This window comes from Nafulsella turpanensis ZLM-10 (assembly GCF_000346615.1).
In the GTDB taxonomy this organism is placed as follows: domain Bacteria; phylum Bacteroidota; class Bacteroidia; order Cytophagales; family Cyclobacteriaceae; genus Nafulsella; species Nafulsella turpanensis.
Window position 1 is genome coordinate 13,855 of the sequence record NZ_ANNU01000019.1, and the last position, 16,431, is coordinate 30,285.

Genomic DNA, 16,431 nt, shown 5'->3' on the forward strand with positions numbered 1-16,431 from the left:
GCTTTTATTTGCTGTCATCATATACTGGATGTTTAAAAGTTGAATTTAAGGAAGGTTATAAGAGTGTTAAGCCTTGGTGGATAAAACAGTGGTTGTTATTTTTCAAAACCCGACAGTTAATATACGCTGAAGTTTGATGTCTTAAAAGAAAAACTAAATGGAAGAGGTACTGGTAGGGGAGGAGACTGGGCTTTAGCAGTAGCTGCAACAGCTAAAAGAACATCGGTAATCTGTTGATGTACCCGATGTTTCCGGAAGCAGAAAGTAGAACATTATAGTGCCTTTGATGGTCATTAACTGGCTGAATAAAAATAGAAGTTGCACCAAGCTGCTACTAAAGTAAGAAAAAAATGAAAAAGTTCCGATATAAAAGAAAAAAAATAACGGTATTTTTAAGAAACAATACACCTCATAAATAAAAAAAAGCAGCACCTGTAAAGGCGCTGCTTCTAAAATGTTGTAGAAAAAACCTGTCTTAAATCGCGAAGCTCTCCCCACACCCACAGGTGCGGGTGGCATTAGGATTTACAAACTGGAATCCCTTGCCATTCAGTCCATCTGAAAAGTCGAGTGTAGTACCAAGCAGGTACAGCAGGCTCTTCTTATCTACAAATATTTTTACGCCTTTATCCTCAAACACCTCATCCGTCTCTTTGGTCGTGTTATCGAAGTGCAGGTCGTACATTAAACCGGAGCAGCCACCACCCTTTACCGACACACGGATATTGTGCTCAGGGCTATAGCCCTCTGTCTGGCGTAATTCTTCAATTCTGCTTTTTGCTTTATCGGTAACGTTAATCATATCCTGTCAGTCTTTTATAAATTTAGCTGCTGATGTGTAGTAGCAGGCTGTATGTAATCAATCCTCTGCAAAGGTAAAAGAGAAATCAAATAAAAAAACGGCATTTGGAGCGAAAAAGTTCTTGATTGCTTTTCTTTGCAGAGCTAATCATTTTTATCAGATATGAAGAAAATAGAACATATTGGAATTGCCGTTAAAAATCTTTCTCAGGCTAATGGGTTGTATGCCAGATTGTTTGGGTGCGAACATTATAAGGTGGAAGCCGTAGAAAGCGAAGGCGTAACCACTTCTTTTTTTCAGATGGGCGAAACTAAAATAGAGCTGCTGGAGGCCAGTCGCCCCGACAGCCCCATCGCGAAATTTATCGAAAAAAAAGGCGAAGGTATACACCACATTGCTTTTGAGGTGGAAGATATACTGGCCGAAATGCGCCGCCTGCAGCAGGAGGGCTTTACTATACTAAATGAACAGCCAAAACGGGGAGCCGACAATAAGCTGGTTTGCTTTTTGCACCCGAAGAGCACCCAGGGAGTATTGGTGGAACTATGCCAGGAAATTAAGGAACAGGCTGCTGGTGCTGAATAGAGTTATAGTACTTCAGCTTTTTCTTTCCTTTGGCCGTTTTGTACTGGGGTCTTGGAGCGCAGGCTGCAAACAAGAAGAGTAAAGAGATAAAGAGAATAATTTTTCGCTGCATTTCTTTTTTTCGGAAAGCTAAAGAATCTATCCCGAAAAGGGAAAGGAATTAAGCTCTTCGGGCAAGCTGTGTAATGTTCTAACAAACTTTACAGTAAAACAGGAGGCAGGTGAGGTCGGTAGGTTTTTGCTGCCTTTATTTCCTCTCCTGGAGGAGAGATTTTGCCGGGGAACATCAAATGGCAGGTCCGGACAAATTAGATGGGGAGCCAACCTCATTAACAGGTGAAAGATAGTAAACAAAGCACTTCATAATTTGATTATCAGTACACAGTTATAGAAAGCCGCGGATAGAAGGTGCTGTTAATAGGGTGCCTATGATTACAGTTTAAACTGGAGTTTGTGGTGCTGGTATGACCATTACCAATGGCCTAATCCACAACCGGCAAGCATAAAAATCAGCAGGCTCAGAAAGAGGCGCTCGGGTAGTTTCTTAAAAAAGGTTCCTTTAAGTCAAAAGAAGTGTAAGACAGCTGGACAAGGATAGTGGAAAATAGTGCAGCAGGAGCTCCACAGTAGAGACAGCCATGCTTAAATATAAAGAGCCATTTCTGAAGGACGCTCCTTTTTTGAAAGCCGGCCTCCTTACTGGCAGGCTGGATGGCTGATTCATCACTGGCAGTTTAGGTAGAGTGCCTGAGGTAAGGTGAAAATGTTAAAATATTAAATTATACAAATATTATTTCCGTTTTAGAATCATTTTATAATTCAGCATACAGATTATCCTTTAAATAAAGAAAAGCTGTGTAAATTTGGCAGATTTTAGAAATTTTGACGCCAAGCAGCGTACTAATATTATTACTTTTTCTCATGTACATCAATAATGTCTCAGCGTATATTCCCGAGGAGGTAGTGACAAACGAATACTTTGCGGACCTGAATGGTCTGTCCGACGATTGGATCATTGAACGAACAGGTATCCGGGAGCGACGCAAGGCCGGTCCGGGCGAAAATTCCAGTACCATGGGTATTGCAGCTGTACGGGCGGGTATTGAGGCGCTTCCTTATGATACACAGGACATTAACCTGATTGTAGGTGCTACTTATACTCCTCACGACACCATCGCTACTCTCGGGCATGCTATTCAGCATAGCCTGGATATAGATGACATTCCTGTGGTTACCATCTCGTCTGCCTGTTCGTCGCTGGTAAATGCCATGGAGATTGTGGAAGGCTATTTTGCGCTCGGGAAAGCAGATAAAGCCCTTGTGGTAGCCTCTGAACATAATACCGGCTATAACAATGAGGAAGATAAAAAAGCCGGCCATTTATGGGGCGATGGAGCCGTAGCCTTTTTTGTCAGTAAAGAAAGGCAGAGCGATAAGGATATGCAGGTACAGGATATTCTTACTGGTGGGGCTGCTACCCGGGGAAAGGCCATGGAAGGGGTAACTCTCAAGCCTCTTGAAAGAGGTATTATTATGCCAAACGGGCGCGATGTTTTTATTAATGCCTGTGTGTATATGCCTAAGGCAGTAAACGATATACTGGATCGTAATAAGCTGAGAATGGAGGATGTAGACTTTATTGTTCCCCACCAGGCAAACCTCCGGATAACAAAAAATGTGGCAGGCACTTTAAATATACCCGAAGAAAAGGCACTTTCGAATGTGCAATACCTGGGTAACACAGGTTGTGCCGGCTGCGGTATTGCCATCGCCGAACATCAAAATGAATTTAAGAAGGGGCAGAAGCTGGTGGTGACTGTTTTTGGAGGGGGCTACTCTTTTGGCGCAATGCTAATAGAAGTATAGGCGGCAGATAATAAAGGAGGAAGAAGTTTTTAGTTTTTTCCTGTTTCTGGGTATATTAGAGGAATAATAAAAACTTTACATCCAATTATTATTCCAAATGAATAGAAAAATACGGAGCCTTTTGCTCCTGCTTTGTGCTCCGCTGGTCGCAGTCTATGCTCAGGAGCAGAAAGAAAAACTCTCTGGCTGGAGCCCGGAAGATATTATAAAGCAGGAATATGTTGCCAGTATGGAATTCTCACCCGATGGGAGACTGGTAGTATGGGAAAAGAAACGTCCTTCCACCGAAAAGGATAAAATGGTGAGCGACCTGTACCTGACCCGCCTGGGAGAGAATAAGGAAGGGCAATATGCTACTGTACAACTCACCCGCACCGAAGAAAGCGACTTCAGTCCAATTTTCTCTGCTCAGGGAGACCTTATTTATTTTTTATCCTCCCGGGATGAAGGAAAGAAACTGTGGGCCATGAGTATATGGGGTGGAGAGGCTTATGCCGTTGACAGCTTCGCTACTTCCATTGGAAATATTCAAAGGCTCGGGAATCATTCCATTGCCTTTATTGCCGAAGAGGGCAAGTCTCTTTACGAGCAGATGCTCGAAAAAAAGAAAGACAATGTTATGGTGATTGAGGATACCGCCCACTTTAAAGCCAACCGCATATTTGCGTATGACCTGAAGGAGAAGCGGGCCCGTCGCCTTACAGATAATCGGTTCCCGATAAATGAGTACGCCGTTTCAAGAGATGGAAACTGGATGGTGAGCAGCCATGTAGGCTCTCCGCATTATGGTGCAGATGCACAGCCAAAAAACAAGGTATATCTCTGGAATCTGCTGAGCGGAGACAAAAAGGAAATTTTAGCGAAAGACTACCAAACACCTAATAGCTTTGCTTTTACAGAAGACAATAAAGGTTTTTACTTCTCAAGCGTGCAGTCGTCGGATCCGGAGTGGAATGGTGCCGGTGTGGACCTTTTACATTATTTCGATCTGGCGGAAAGTCAGGCAAAAAAAGTTAATCTGCAGTGGGATTGGGGCCTCGGAGGTAATTTCCAGGTAGTAGGAAACGATGTGTTGGCCGTGCTGGCGAATGGCCCGCTGAAAAAGCTGGCGTATTACCAGAAAAACGGACAGGAGTGGAAGGTAAAAGCCGTTGAAGCAGAAGGAAAGGGAAGTCACCTGAATCCTGCTAATGTGGCCCTGAATGGCAAAGATCTGCTGTATATTTATTCGACAGCCTCTACTCCGACGCAATACCTGAAAGGACAGCTTGCTGTAAACCGGAAGGATGCCAGAATCACTCAGCAGGGTGAACTGGTAAAGCTGAATGCGCACCTGGCAAACAAGAAGATTGGCCGTACAGAAGTAATGCGCTGGACAGGTGCCCTCGGCGAAGAAGTAACCGGTATTCTCTATTACCCTTACAACTACCAGAAGGGAAGGGCTTATCCTTTAATGCTGGCGATCCATGGCGGTCCGTCAGGAGTGGACCAGGACCAGTGGAAAGCAAGCTGGGCCTATTATCCTCATTTACTGGCCGAAAAAGGTGCTTTCGTGCTAATGCCTAATTACCATGGGTCTTCGCACCATGGCCAGGAATTTGTGGAATCCATTAAAGGACATTATTATGAATATGAACTTACTGATATTCTGAATGGAACCCGGAAGCTAATAGATGAAGGCAAAGTAGATGAGGACTCACTGGGGGTAATGGGCTGGTCGAACGGAGCTATTTTAACAACCATGTTAACCGTACAACATCCTGACATGTTCAAGGTAGCGGCACCCGGTGCCGGCGATGTTAACTGGACCTCCGACTATGGAACCTGCGAGTTTGGCGTAAGCTTCGACCAGAGCTATTTTGGCGGCGCTCCATGGGACAACCTGAATGGCAAAACCTATAACGAGAACTATGTTTTAAAGTCTCCCCTTTTCGAGATGGAAAAGGTAAAGACACCTACTATTATCTTTCATGGAAGCGAAGACCGTGCCGTACCACGTGATCAGGGGTGGGAATACTACCGTTCCCTGCAGCAGTTAAAGCAGGCACCTGTACGCTTCCTTTGGTTTCCCGGTCAGCCCCATAGCCTTCAAAAGCTTACCCACCAGGTAAGGAAGATGGAGGAAGAAATTGCCTGGTTCGACCGTTACCTGTTTGGTGATTATGAACCCGATAATGAGGCGTTTAGCCCAGAAAGCCCTTTAGCTCAATTGCTGGAGAAAGAAAAATCGGCCCGCCACCAGCATCTGCTGGGCGTTTGGAAGGATAACCTTCTCTTACCGGAAGTACTGGCAGTAAAAAAGGACTCCCTGCAGATTGGCCGCTATGAAGTAACCAATGCCCAGTTCAGGTTCTTTAAGCCAAGCCATACCTTTGCGGCAGGAGAAGACAATTATCCTGTGCACAATGTTTCTTTCGAAGAGGCTCTGGCTTATACGCAGTGGCTAAGCGAAAAAACAGGTCAGCAGTACCGTCTGCCGAATAGCAGGGAAGCCGCAGGCTTGCAGGAAAAAGCCCGCGAAACAGGAAGCAATGAAAACACCCTCAACTACTGGGCTGGCTATGCACTTACGTATGATGATGTTGCAGAGCTCAGACAAAAGCTTAAGGAAGTAAAAGGAAGCCTGATAAAAGAAGCCGGCTCTTTTAAGCCATTGGTATTAGGGGAAACCAAAGTGTATGACCTGGGAGGAAACGTAGCAGAATACTACCAGAAGGATGGCAAAGCCGCCACGTATGGTTATAGTGCCTACGACTTTGTGGATGCCTCTTCAGCCGAAAGTAAAACGACTCCTGAACATACAGGCTTCAGGGTTGTGAGGGATTAACCGCTGGTTTACAAATTTTTAAAATATGCTCTGCTGCAGGGTTCCTGATATTTTTCGGTAATCCTGCAGAAGAGCTTATTTGTTATAGACCTCTCCTTTTTAATTTAAAGAAGTGATGAAACAAGAAAAGCGTACCGAAATAAGCAGTATTGGTGAATTCGGTTTAATTGAACGTATCAGTAGGAATACCGAAGCACTCAATGAGAGTACTGTTAAAGGAATAGGCGACGATGCGGCTATTTTAGATAGCAGCGACAAGCAGCGTGTGCTTACCACCGATATGTTGCTGGAGGGCGTTCATTTCGACCTGGCCTACATGCCCCTGCAGCACCTCGGTTACAAAGCGGTGGCTGTAAATGTTTCGGATGTGGCAGCCATGAATGCGGTGCCCAAACAAATAACCGTAAACATAGGGCTGAGCAATCGTATGTCGGTCGAGGCGGTAGATGCTTTATACGATGGTATCAAAGCCGCCTGTAAAGACTATAAGGTTGACCTGGTGGGGGGCGATACTACTGCTTCCTATTCGGGTCTGGTTATTTCTGTTACCGCCATAGGGGAGGCAGAGGCTGCTAAGGTAGTACGCCGTTCCGGCGCTCAAAAGGGCGATATTGTTTGTGTAACCGGCGATTTAGGCGGTGCCTTTATTGGTTTACAGGTGCTGGCACGGGAAAAGCAGGAGTTCGTGGAGAACCCGGAAATGCAGCCACAACTTGGTACTTATAGCTATATTGTGCAGCGCCAGCTGAAGCCCGATGCGCGGATGGATATCATCCATGAGCTGGCCGAGCAAAATATTGTTCCCACGAGTATGATTGATGTGTCGGATGGTCTGGCTTCTGAATTACTCCATATCTGCCGAAACTCCGGTGTAGGGGTGCAGATATATGAAGATAAGCTGCCGATTGACAAGCAGACCTACGATACGGCCGTGGAATTTGGCATCGACCCTATTACCTGCGTCATGAACGGGGGCGAAGACTACGAGCTTCTGTTTACCATTAGCCAGAGTGAATACGAAAAGCTGAAGAACCACATGGACATCCACTTTATCGGCTTCGTTAATGAGCATGCCAATCAGGCCAGGCTGGTTACTAAAGGCGGCAACGTAGTGGATATCAAGGCCCAGGGCTTTACGCATTTTAAGAAGTAGACGTAAGTAAGATATGAGACATAAGGCATTAGACATGAAGTGATATCCTATGTCTTAAGTCTCACATCTCATGTCTGTCTTAGCTGAAAGGAGAATCCTTCTCTTTTGCCATTTTATTATACACGATAGTATCCATCAGACCGGGCACCCATTTATTGAGGAAGACAGCCAGTTTGCCCTCCGTGGTGAGTACGATATCGCGCTTGCGCTTTTCTGTGGCTCTTACAATGGCCTCAGCTACCTCTTCGGCACTCATCATTTTATCTTCTTCTCGCGGCGACTCGCCCTGCTGGCTGCCATCGGCGGTAAGAGCGGCATTGCGGATGTTGGAGGTTGTAAAGCCGGGGCAGGCAACGAGTATGTGTACTCCCCGTTTCATAACCTCTGTACGAAGCGCTTCCATAAAACCCTGCATCGCATATTTAGAAGCCGTATAGGCAGTTCGTGCAGGTGTGCCGCGGTAACCGTTAATAGAGCTGATGCCAATAATGGAGCCTTTGGAGCGCAAAATATAGGGCAGGCAGTATTTGGTTGCATATACGGTGCCATAGAAATTAATATCCATAACCTGCCGGAACACATCGAGCTGTAGCTTTTCGAAAAGGGCCCGCATAGAAATACCGGCATTGTTAACCAAAATATCAATGCGGCCCCATTTATTCATTACCTCGGCGGCCATGCGGCTGTTGTCATCTTCCTTTGCTGCATCTGCTACTACAGCAAACACTTCAATGCCTTGTGCCTTTAGCTGCGCTGCTGCTGCATCGAGCTTTTCCTTATTTCTTCCGCTAATGGCTACTCTTGCACCCTTTCTGCCGAATGCCTCCGCACAGGCAAAGCCAATGCCGGATGAACCTCCGGTGATAATTACTACTTTATCTTTCATGCTAATTTAAATTCGGCAGCAAAGTAAGGCTTTTTTTAAGAAAGGCGAAAGCAGCACTTACTGCATGGAGTCCCCGCTTTCATCTTCTCTTATCAGCGAGAGGGCACTTCGGAAGGAGAAGTTGGTATAATTCAACTCATAATAGTATACCCCTGCCGGATGGCCGCTGCCGTCCCATGAAAAATGGCGGTCATCGGTCTCGTAGAGTACCTGTCCCCAGCGGTTTAAAATGCGGATGGCGGTTAATTTATTGTAGCAGACATCTTCGGGCAGGCCAAGAATGGTAAAAGAATCATTAATGCCATCGCCATTAGGGGTAAAGACATTCGGAAAGGTAATGTCACTGAACGAGATTTCCTCTTCTATCAGCCGCAGGCGCAGGCTTAGTGTGTCCTGAGTCTGGGTATAACAGGGGTTGTCGTGTACACTAAAGTAAAAGGTAGCATACGTTTCAGTGGCGCCTCCTGTAAAGACATTACAATCAGGTATTATTTTTAACAGAGAGCTCACTTCGCCGCCACCCGCTCTTGCATCCTGCCACTCAAAAGGAAGTGGCGCACCACTGGCAGTAACGAGGCTGTCGAGCCGGAGCGTAAGGGTATCGGCCGTATTAGGGTCAAGTGCTTTTACTTCCAGAGCAAGGCTGCTGTCGGGAGTAATTTCAATCAGGTAATCATTCAGGCCAATGATGGCAAGTTCAGGCGCTGCATTGGGCGGAGGTGAAAGGGCAAGGTTTACCGTTACCGTATCTGCCGAAGCCTGATCGCATACATCTTCATCTTCCGTAATAAAGAAGAGCGTAAAATAATTTCTGGCCTGCAGATTGATGTTTTCGCAGCTGGTTTCCCAGCGGAAGGTGCCCTGTAAGGGGCCGGCGCCTTCCAGCGGGGTAAAGCTCATGCCGTATTCTTCTGGCAAAAAACCATCGCCGGCTGCGGTAAGGGTGAGACGATCGTGGTCGGGATCATAACCGTTTACATCAAAAACAATGGATTCTCCCAATTCATAAAAGAGAGTGGCATTATCTGAAGCAGACGTGGTGACGGAGGTCGTGGTTTGGGGGCTTTTGTTTCTCAGGCCCAGAGAGGTATCGACGGTCACCCTGAGCGTATCGGTAAGAGGGGTGGCACAGGCATCGTCATAAGCCACTACATCAAAAATGTAATTTCCATCTGCCATGGGTGGGCACAGTGGCAGGCACAGCTCAAGGCTTAAAATACGGTTGTTGCGGTCGACACTGCCCTTGCTGATGGAAAGATAGTTTCCGGAAGAGTGGTCGGAGTAGTTTACCGGAATTACTTTAAATTCAATAGGCTCCTCTCCGTTTACTACCTGGCCTTCTGCATCTACATCCTGATCGCTCACCTGCAGTGTAAGACAGCGGTTATTTTCAAAGTCGCTGAAATCTTTCTCTGTTAGCAGGACTTCATTTTCATAAAATGCTTCGCTGCCAGGCTTCTGGGCCTGGAGCACGGGAGGGTGGTCACTGCCTTCATAATCATATACCAGCATCTGGAAGTCGCGCCTTACCTCCCCGATTTTTTCGCCATCACGGTACTCTTCTGCCATAACTGAAAAAACGAAAAGCCCTGTTTGGGTAGGAGTTACTCTTATTAAACCATTTTGGTCGATGTAGAGCGGAGGGGTGCCGGGTACTACATTTTCCAGGCTATAGCCGTGTGCCCACAATACTTCATCATATGGGCCGGGCCGGGGTGGGGGAACTATATGCCCGGGTTGTGGTGAACTTGAGCCCGCCAGAGGAGTTACCAAGGAATACACCAGTGAATCTCCATCGGCATCAGTACCGCTGAAGTCGAAGTAGAAAGGATATCCAAGGCGTGCAAAATCGCTTAGGGGAGGAAAAAGGCTTGGGGAGGAGTTAATGAAGGGAGCTCCCTCCTTTACAACAGGGGGAAATTCCAGGTAAAAGGCCTGGCCTTTCACATAAGGATTCCGGATATTACTAATAACTCCATTCCGGCAACAGCGCTCATAATTAATATAATAACCTTCGGGCTGTGTAAAAACAGTATCTTCAAGGGTAATTTCAGCCGAATAAACCACCTTGCTGGTGCTTAGCTGCGGAATAACACAATCGGGATTGGTGTAGGGTACCTGGGTATGGCTGACTTTTGGCAGGGTAATACTGCGAATCCTGCTGTTGTTGGATTTCTGCCAGATGTGGACTGTTGCATTAGGATCGATGGCGGCCGGATCTTCGATATTAATATCGTCGGAGTACAGGATGAGACTCAGCAGGTAGCGATTTCCTTCGATATGCACCAGCTCTAATTCTCCTCCCACAATATGTGTGGCCTGTGCCGGTTGCAGAAACGCAAACAGGCAAAAAAGTGGTAAAAAAAATCTTAACAGCTTCATATTTACAATATAGCCATAAATTTTAAAAGAAGAGCGGTGCAAGCAGCTAAAATGCTTTACCTTTGCAGCCGGTATGAAAAAGCTTAAAAAGAACGAGATAATTCCGGCCATTACCATTGAGTCGGTAGCGGCAGAAGGCAAGTGCGTAGGGCGCTATGAGGGGCAGGTAGTGTTTGTGGCCGATGTAGCGCCAGGCGATGTGGTGGACCTCCGGATTATTCGTAAAAGAAAGAATTTCCTGGAAGGAAGAGTAGAGAAGTTTCATCATTACTCAACCCTCCGCGAAACTCCTTTCTGTGAACATTTCGACCTCTGCGGAGGCTGTAAATGGCAGCACCTGCAGTACGATGCACAGCTGAAGTATAAGCAGCAGCAGGTGGTGGACCACCTTCAGCGTATTGGAAAAGTGGCCCTGCCTCAAATAAAGCCGATTATTCCATCCGGTGAAACCCGCTATTACCGTAATAAGCTGGAGTTTACCTTCAGCAATAAAAAGTGGCTTACGCGGGAGCAGATTAATTCCGGCGGTGAGGAGCTTGACCGGACTGCCCTGGGTATGCACATGCCCGGCCGGTTCGATAAGGTACTGGACCTGGAGAATTGCCACCTGCAACCGGTGCCGAGCAACGATATCCGCCTCGCGGTTCGAACCTATGCGCGGGAGCATGGGCTGGAATTCTTCGACCTTATTCATATGCAGGGCTTAGTGCGAAATCTAATTATCCGCACGGCCAGTACCGGGGAGCTGATGGTAATTGTGCAGTTTGGCCGTTACGACGATGCCATTGAAGGACTGATGCACCACCTGAAGGAGCAGTTTCCGCAGATTACCTCGCTTCAGTATATTATTAACCAGAAGCTTAACGAAACCTACCACGACCAGGAGGTAGTGCTCTTCCATGGAAAGCCCTACATTGGGGAGGAGATGGAAGGCCTTCGGTTCCGTATCGGACCAAAATCTTTTTACCAGACCAACAGCGAGCAGGCCTATGTACTGTACAAAGTGGCGCGCGAATTTGCCGGTCTGGATGGCTCACAGGTAGTGTATGATCTTTACACCGGTACCGGTACCATTGCCAATTTTGTGGCGCGCCAGGCAAGGCAGGTGGTAGGAGTGGAGTATGTACCCGAAGCCATCGATGATGCCAAAGTAAATGCCGAAATCAATGGCATTGATAATACGAAGTTCTTTGCCGGCGATATGAAGGACATCCTCACGCCCGACTTTGTGGCCCGCCACGGGCAGCCCGATGTGGTAATTACCGACCCTCCACGTGCCGGTATGCACCCCGATGTGATACAGACGCTCCTGCAGGTAGCTCCACAGCGGATTGTGTATGTAAGCTGTAACCCCGCCACCCAGGCACGCGACCTGCAACTACTCGATGAGCAGTACAAAGTAAGCGCTGTGCAGCCGGTAGATATGTTCCCGCATACACATCATGTGGAGAACGTAGTCTTGCTCGAAAAGAGGTAAAAAACCTTCGTTTTTTAGTGTAAGCTTCGGGAAAGACTGTGGCTATTTGAAGTAGTGATGACTATGAAAAAAGGTTCGGGATAAAAATCCCGAACCTCCTAAATAGGCTGTCCGTGGACGGTTTAAAAGCTATTAAAGGTCCACAATCATTGAAAGATTAAATGATCTGCCTTTTCCTTTAGCATAATAAGTAGGCGCTACATACCACTGTCCACGTGCCGGAAAATAGTCTTCATTGAAGAGGTTTTCAATGCCAACATTTATGGTGGTGCTGCTATTGAGTTTATAGCTTGTTGAGAAATTCACTAACTGGTAAGGTTCGATAGGCCCTTCATATACATTGTAGGTGCCTCCTTCATTTGCCTCAAACCTTTCTCTTTTCCCGAATCCGGTGTATTGGAGATTAAAGCCAAGCTTATTATCAATCACCTGGTACCTTACATAAGCAGTTAATTTTGGAGGCGTTATTCTTTCTCCTCCAAGAAAAGCATCCGCAGGGTCTTTAAATGAGCCATTGTCATCTTTATCCATCTTACCTTCTACATAGGCATAGGCAGCACCTAAGGTGAGGTTTTTACGAACAGCAACATCAGCAATAGCTTCAAAGCCATAAATCTTTTCAGGACTACGCATTACTTCAAAAGCCTGTGTTTCTGTGTTGAAACGCCCACTGGCTCCAAGTTCAGAGGTGCTGATAAAACCAACCCCTTCAAATTTAAATTTATTGAACCTGCTGGTAAAGCCTGCCTCATAGTTATTCACAATAACCGCTTCGGTATTTATTTGCTGCATATTATCCACGGTAGCTGCACGTAACATTCTTCCTACATCTGCTACACTGAAACCCTGTGAGAAACTCACATAAGGAGTGAATTTTTCATAGCGGTTGAATTTTAAACCAGCATTCACTAAGAACGCATTGTAGGCAAGTTCGCCTCCCTTTACAGCAAAGCTAACGGTATCTCCTGTTTTTTTATCAATGGAAGGTAGGGTGCTATAATCCTCAACTGCAATGTTTACCTTTTCCGCACGAAAACCACCTTTAAAAGTAAGGGATTCTAAAAGGTTTAATTTCAGCTGGGCAAAAGGTGCTAAATTCACCATGTTCATATCCGGCACCCAGATTCTTCCATCTACAAGGGGTTGGGAGGTTACATCATTTAAGGCATCCATACCGTAAGTTACATCTCCCTCAATTGCTGATGATATAGTATAAGGCGTGGTAAAGGAAACTCTGGCGCCTTTTTTATTGGACATAATTCTGGATTGTCCACCCCCAATAAAACTCATTGAATGGAAGAATACGTTATCTACGGACTGATAATAAACATCAGCCGTATAATGGCTGTTTAAAAAGGCGTTCTCTCCGGTGAACTGGAGGTTGAGGTTGTGATTTGCCCGAACGCCCGGAGGAACACCCTGTGGCTCACCGAGTACACCTGTAGTTTTCAGCTTTTTGGAATAATCACCATATAGCGGAACATAATTCGTTTTCTGCTGACTGCTGTAAAAGTTATAAGTAAGCTGTAGGCGGTGCAATGGGGTAAAATGGTAGCCTAGCTTTGCAAATCCGTTATAAGAATCTGTTTCACCTAAGCCATAGGTGGGTGACAGTACATCTCCTTCTGCATCTTTTAACTCTCCTGTTTGGTCAAATACGCCACTTACTACATAATCGAAATTTTTTACTTTTCCGTAGAAAGTCTGACTTAGGCGAGCACCCGTGCTGTTGCTGCTGTTAACCAGTGACCCGTTTACTCCCAGAGAAGTTCTGGAAGAGAAAGGCTTTTGCAGGTTCGGGGTTCTGGTGATGTAGTTAATCAATCCCCCTGCTGCACCATTACCGTATATCGCTGTAGCGCCTTTCACCACTTCTATTCGCTGTATAATATCCGGGTCAAGTGCACGTAAATCCACACCACCATTTCTTAATGGGGTAGATTGCGGAACACCATCCACCATCACCAGCATAGGTCTCCCCCGTAAGGTTTGTCCCCAGTTACTGGCTGTACCTGAACTTGGTCCCATGCCCGGAACCTGAGAAGCCAAAATATCAACAATATTGTTGGTGAAGGTCATGTTCTCTTCGATGGACTTTCTGGTTAAGATGGTGACGGAGGAAGGAACTTCCCTTAGCTTTTCGGAAGTACGGCTAGCAGAAACCACGACTTCACTTAAATTCATGGTTTGCTCAGCTAGCTGAATGGTAACTTCCTTTGTGTTGCCGGCAGTAATACTTACACTTACTTCTTTTCCTTCATATCCGACAGCAGAAGCTAAGATAGTGTGTGTGCCAGCTTTTATGTTCTGGATAATAAACTGACCCTGCTCATCTGCATTTACCCCGGTAGAGGTTCCTTTGATCAGGATGTTCCCAAAGGGAACAGGTTGATTGTTTGTGGAGAGGAGTCTCCCTTTTAGCACTCCATTCTGTGCCTGTACTTGTATTACAAGAAACAGCAAGACGATTAGTGGGAGTAAAACTTTTTTCATTGTTTTTATTTAGATTGATTACAAATAAATTGCAGGGGCAAAATTAGAAGTGGAAAAACTAAATCAAAACATTATTTAGAATTATTTTAAATAAGCTTCAGGCGACACTATGGCCGACACGTGGTTTTGAGGGGGAACTATGGGGGGAGTGGGGCCTTTTTGCAGGTCGTAAGCGCCAGATAAAGAATCCTGAGATAGCCAGAATACCCGGAAATATTCCAAAGAAGCAGTAGACTATTTTAAGGCCTAACCCTCCATAATCACCAAAGTGCAGGGGTTTAAGAATAGTCACGGTCCGAGCATACCAAGGAAGATTCCGCAGAAAGCGGGTTGAGGCTATCTCACCTGTTGTGGTGTTTATCTGTATGTTACTGTAGTTGAATCCATAAAAGGCGGGGTCAGATTCAAACCTTCCCAGGATGGTAAGCTTTCCATCGGCACTTTTCGGAAAAAGCAGGTAATTTATGTCGAATGCAGGAAACTCTCTTTCGACCTTTTTCAGAGCGGCATCAATAGAAATAGAGACTGAGGGACTTTGGATCTCAGGTTTTCCTCCTGAAGGGAAAGCGCCTTGTACAATGGTAAAGGCGATATAGGTTCCGGTTATACTGATGAACAAATTAAAAACAAGACTCCACACGCCTACAATTCTGTGTAAACTCAAAAAAAAGAGCGTCTGCTCACTAATGATATTTTCTGCTTGAAGGTAAGTACTTTTACAATAGACTTCCGGTAGAGCATAAAGCCGGTGATTGAAAGTACAATAAGGGCAACTCCTAAAAGAAGTACTACTATTTTACCTACCGTACCGGATAAAAGCATATAATGCAGTTCTAGTAAAACATGTACAAGTCGTTGGTCTGCCCGTTCTACTTCCGCTATAAGCGCCCCCGTTTCTGGGTGTGAAAAAATCCATTTTCGGGTCTTTCCTTTCCTCAATTCATACTTCAATGCCTGATCTGCTTCCTCAGGAAGGTCAGGTATCCGGATGTCATAGTCAGGATATAATTTCCTGATGTGCTCAAAGGAATTGTCAATAAAAAGTGCAGCAGCAGGCTGTTCCAGAGTAGTCTCAGTGGAGAATTGTGCATGATCGATTTCGTGGTGAAATACCAGGATCGATCCTGTAATGCTGGAAATCAGGAGGAGTACTCCTGCTACTAATCCTATCCAGTGATGGAGAGAAAATGTTCTTTTAATCCGTTTTTTCAATATCCTGTCTTTAGTTTTTCTTTTCCTCCTAATAAAAGTAAAAGGGCAGAAGGCGTAAAACTAAATAGGAAAACAAAAGAATCAAAGCTTATTTAAAATCATTCTTAATAACTGAAAAGGCTTTTATCTTTTCATAATGGAGCAATGAGTATTTTCTATATTAGAACTTTTTTCATTAACAGACGAGGGCCTTCATTACTCAACAGTATCTTTCCTATTGGTTTTGAAATGTGAATTAGTAAACAAACAGACGGATAAAATTCTATCGCTTTGTAAGTTTAATATTTACAAATAAAACAGCAGTCTGTAATGTAAAGCCACTTAAATCCTGGATGTTAAATGCTCAAATCGGTTGGCGTTAACCCGTCGATAACCCATTCCTGCCTGAAATAGAAGTAGTTTCGATAAATTCATTTCAAGCTTAACATTCGGCTCAATAATTCCGAAGCCGGGAGAGTTAAAAGTGTTGCCATGATCTCCATCCGGATCAATTAAAAATTCGTTACTGGTGCCAAGGCCACATACTGAAGATACGATAAAATGAATTGGTTCATTAGAGTTGAATACATAGCCAAGAAGAATTCCTCTATAACCATATCCTACTCCCATCCGCTGGTTTGGGTAATCGATTAGCTGACCACCTTCATCTGCACAATCTGCCAGAATTCTGAGTAAATCCTTCTTAGCATCGCTATGGTTATGCAGATCTCAACTACTTAAGAAAAATAACTATCCATCAATTTTAACG

Annotated in this window: 12 protein-coding genes; 5 read left to right on the forward strand and 7 right to left on the reverse strand. The window is 45.2% G+C overall.

From position 1 onward, the window contains the following. Window positions 1-475: 475 nt before the first annotated feature. Entirely contained in the window at window positions 476-802 is a 327-nt protein-coding gene (locus tag F752_RS0108630) for a HesB/IscA family protein (protein WP_017731329.1), read from the reverse strand. A 162-nt stretch (window positions 803-964) separates the two neighbouring features. Here F752_RS0108630 and mce point away from each other — a divergent pair, with 162 nt between their 5' ends. From mce to thiL, 4 genes are all read left to right on the forward strand, one after another. Continuing rightward, window positions 965-1,387 (forward strand): methylmalonyl-CoA epimerase, encoded by a 423-nt coding sequence (gene mce / locus F752_RS0108635; RefSeq protein WP_017731330.1) that lies wholly within the window; start codon window positions 965-967, stop codon window positions 1,385-1,387. Window positions 1,388-2,308: 921 nt separating this feature from the next. Beyond that, on the forward strand, window positions 2,309-3,253 hold the full coding sequence (locus tag F752_RS0108645) for a 3-oxoacyl-ACP synthase III family protein (protein ID WP_017731332.1): 945 nt from the start codon (window positions 2,309-2,311) through the stop codon (window positions 3,251-3,253). A gap of 97 nt (window positions 3,254-3,350) precedes the next feature. After that, window positions 3,351-6,080, forward strand: a complete 2,730-nt coding sequence (locus F752_RS0108650; protein ID WP_017731333.1) for a S9 family peptidase — start codon at window positions 3,351-3,353, stop codon at window positions 6,078-6,080. Between the two features lie 115 nt (window positions 6,081-6,195). Further along, window positions 6,196-7,233 carry a thiamine-phosphate kinase gene (thiL, locus tag F752_RS0108655; RefSeq protein WP_017731334.1) on the forward strand — a complete coding sequence of 346 codons (1,038 nt, stop codon included), beginning with the start codon at window positions 6,196-6,198 and terminating at the stop codon, window positions 7,231-7,233. A gap of 79 nt (window positions 7,234-7,312) precedes the next feature. Here thiL and F752_RS0108660 read toward each other — a convergent pair whose 3' ends face one another. Further along, complete coding sequence (locus F752_RS0108660) at window positions 7,313-8,125, reverse strand: SDR family oxidoreductase (protein ID WP_026135610.1); 813 nt, start codon at window positions 8,123-8,125, stop codon at window positions 7,313-7,315. Between the two features lie 51 nt (window positions 8,126-8,176). Beyond that, window positions 8,177-10,501, reverse strand: a complete 2,325-nt coding sequence (locus F752_RS25300; protein WP_160164097.1) for a gliding motility-associated C-terminal domain-containing protein — start codon at window positions 10,499-10,501, stop codon at window positions 8,177-8,179. 73 nt (window positions 10,502-10,574) lie between these two features. On the opposite strand from F752_RS25300, the gene rlmD reads away from it, so the two are divergent. Then, entirely contained in the window at window positions 10,575-11,978 is a 1,404-nt protein-coding gene (gene rlmD, locus F752_RS0108670) for a 23S rRNA (uracil(1939)-C(5))-methyltransferase RlmD (protein WP_017731337.1), read from the forward strand. Window positions 11,979-12,110: 132 nt separating this feature from the next. Here rlmD and F752_RS0108675 read toward each other — a convergent pair whose 3' ends face one another. The 4 genes from F752_RS0108675 to F752_RS0108690 all read right to left on the reverse strand — a co-directional run bounded on the left by F752_RS0108675 (window position 12,111) and on the right by F752_RS0108690 (window position 16,292). Beyond that, window positions 12,111-14,471: a TonB-dependent receptor gene (locus tag F752_RS0108675; RefSeq protein ID WP_026135611.1), complete on the reverse strand. Its 2,361-nt coding sequence runs from the start codon at window positions 14,469-14,471 to the stop codon at window positions 12,111-12,113. Between the two features lie 97 nt (window positions 14,472-14,568). After that, window positions 14,569-15,135: a PepSY-associated TM helix domain-containing protein gene (locus F752_RS26810; protein ID WP_026135612.1), complete on the reverse strand. Its 567-nt coding sequence runs from the start codon at window positions 15,133-15,135 to the stop codon at window positions 14,569-14,571. Next, window positions 15,132-15,683, reverse strand: coding sequence for a PepSY-associated TM helix domain-containing protein (locus F752_RS26815; RefSeq protein ID WP_017731340.1), 552 nt, complete (start codon window positions 15,681-15,683; stop codon window positions 15,132-15,134). The genes F752_RS26810 and F752_RS26815 overlap by 4 nt, the downstream gene beginning before the upstream one ends. A 321-nt stretch (window positions 15,684-16,004) precedes the next feature. Next, window positions 16,005-16,292 carry a hypothetical protein gene (locus tag F752_RS0108690; protein ID WP_026135613.1) on the reverse strand — a complete coding sequence of 96 codons (288 nt, stop codon included), beginning with the start codon at window positions 16,290-16,292 and terminating at the stop codon, window positions 16,005-16,007. Window positions 16,293-16,431 lie beyond the last annotated feature (139 nt).

What these genes read in the sequence shown, in the direction of transcription:
- F752_RS0108630 (WP_017731329.1), bottom strand. Translation starts at nt 802, where the DNA reads ATGATTAACGTTACCGATAAAGCAAAAAGCAGAATTGAAGAATTACGC.
- mce (WP_017731330.1), top strand. Translation starts at nt 965, where the DNA reads ATGAAGAAAATAGAACATATTGGAATTGCCGTTAAAAATCTTTCTCAG.
- F752_RS0108645 (WP_017731332.1), top strand. Translation starts at nt 2,309, where the DNA reads ATGTACATCAATAATGTCTCAGCGTATATTCCCGAGGAGGTAGTGACA.
- F752_RS0108650 (WP_017731333.1), top strand. Translation starts at nt 3,351, where the DNA reads ATGAATAGAAAAATACGGAGCCTTTTGCTCCTGCTTTGTGCTCCGCTG.
- thiL (WP_017731334.1), top strand. Translation starts at nt 6,196, where the DNA reads ATGAAACAAGAAAAGCGTACCGAAATAAGCAGTATTGGTGAATTCGGT.
- F752_RS25300 (WP_160164097.1), bottom strand. Translation starts at nt 10,501, where the DNA reads ATGAAGCTGTTAAGATTTTTTTTACCACTTTTTTGCCTGTTTGCGTTT.
- rlmD (WP_017731337.1), top strand. Translation starts at nt 10,575, where the DNA reads ATGAAAAAGCTTAAAAAGAACGAGATAATTCCGGCCATTACCATTGAG.
- F752_RS0108675 (WP_026135611.1), bottom strand. Translation starts at nt 14,471, where the DNA reads ATGAAAAAAGTTTTACTCCCACTAATCGTCTTGCTGTTTCTTGTAATA.
- F752_RS0108690 (WP_026135613.1), bottom strand. Translation starts at nt 16,292, where the DNA reads ATGGGAGTAGGATATGGTTATAGAGGAATTCTTCTTGGCTATGTATTC.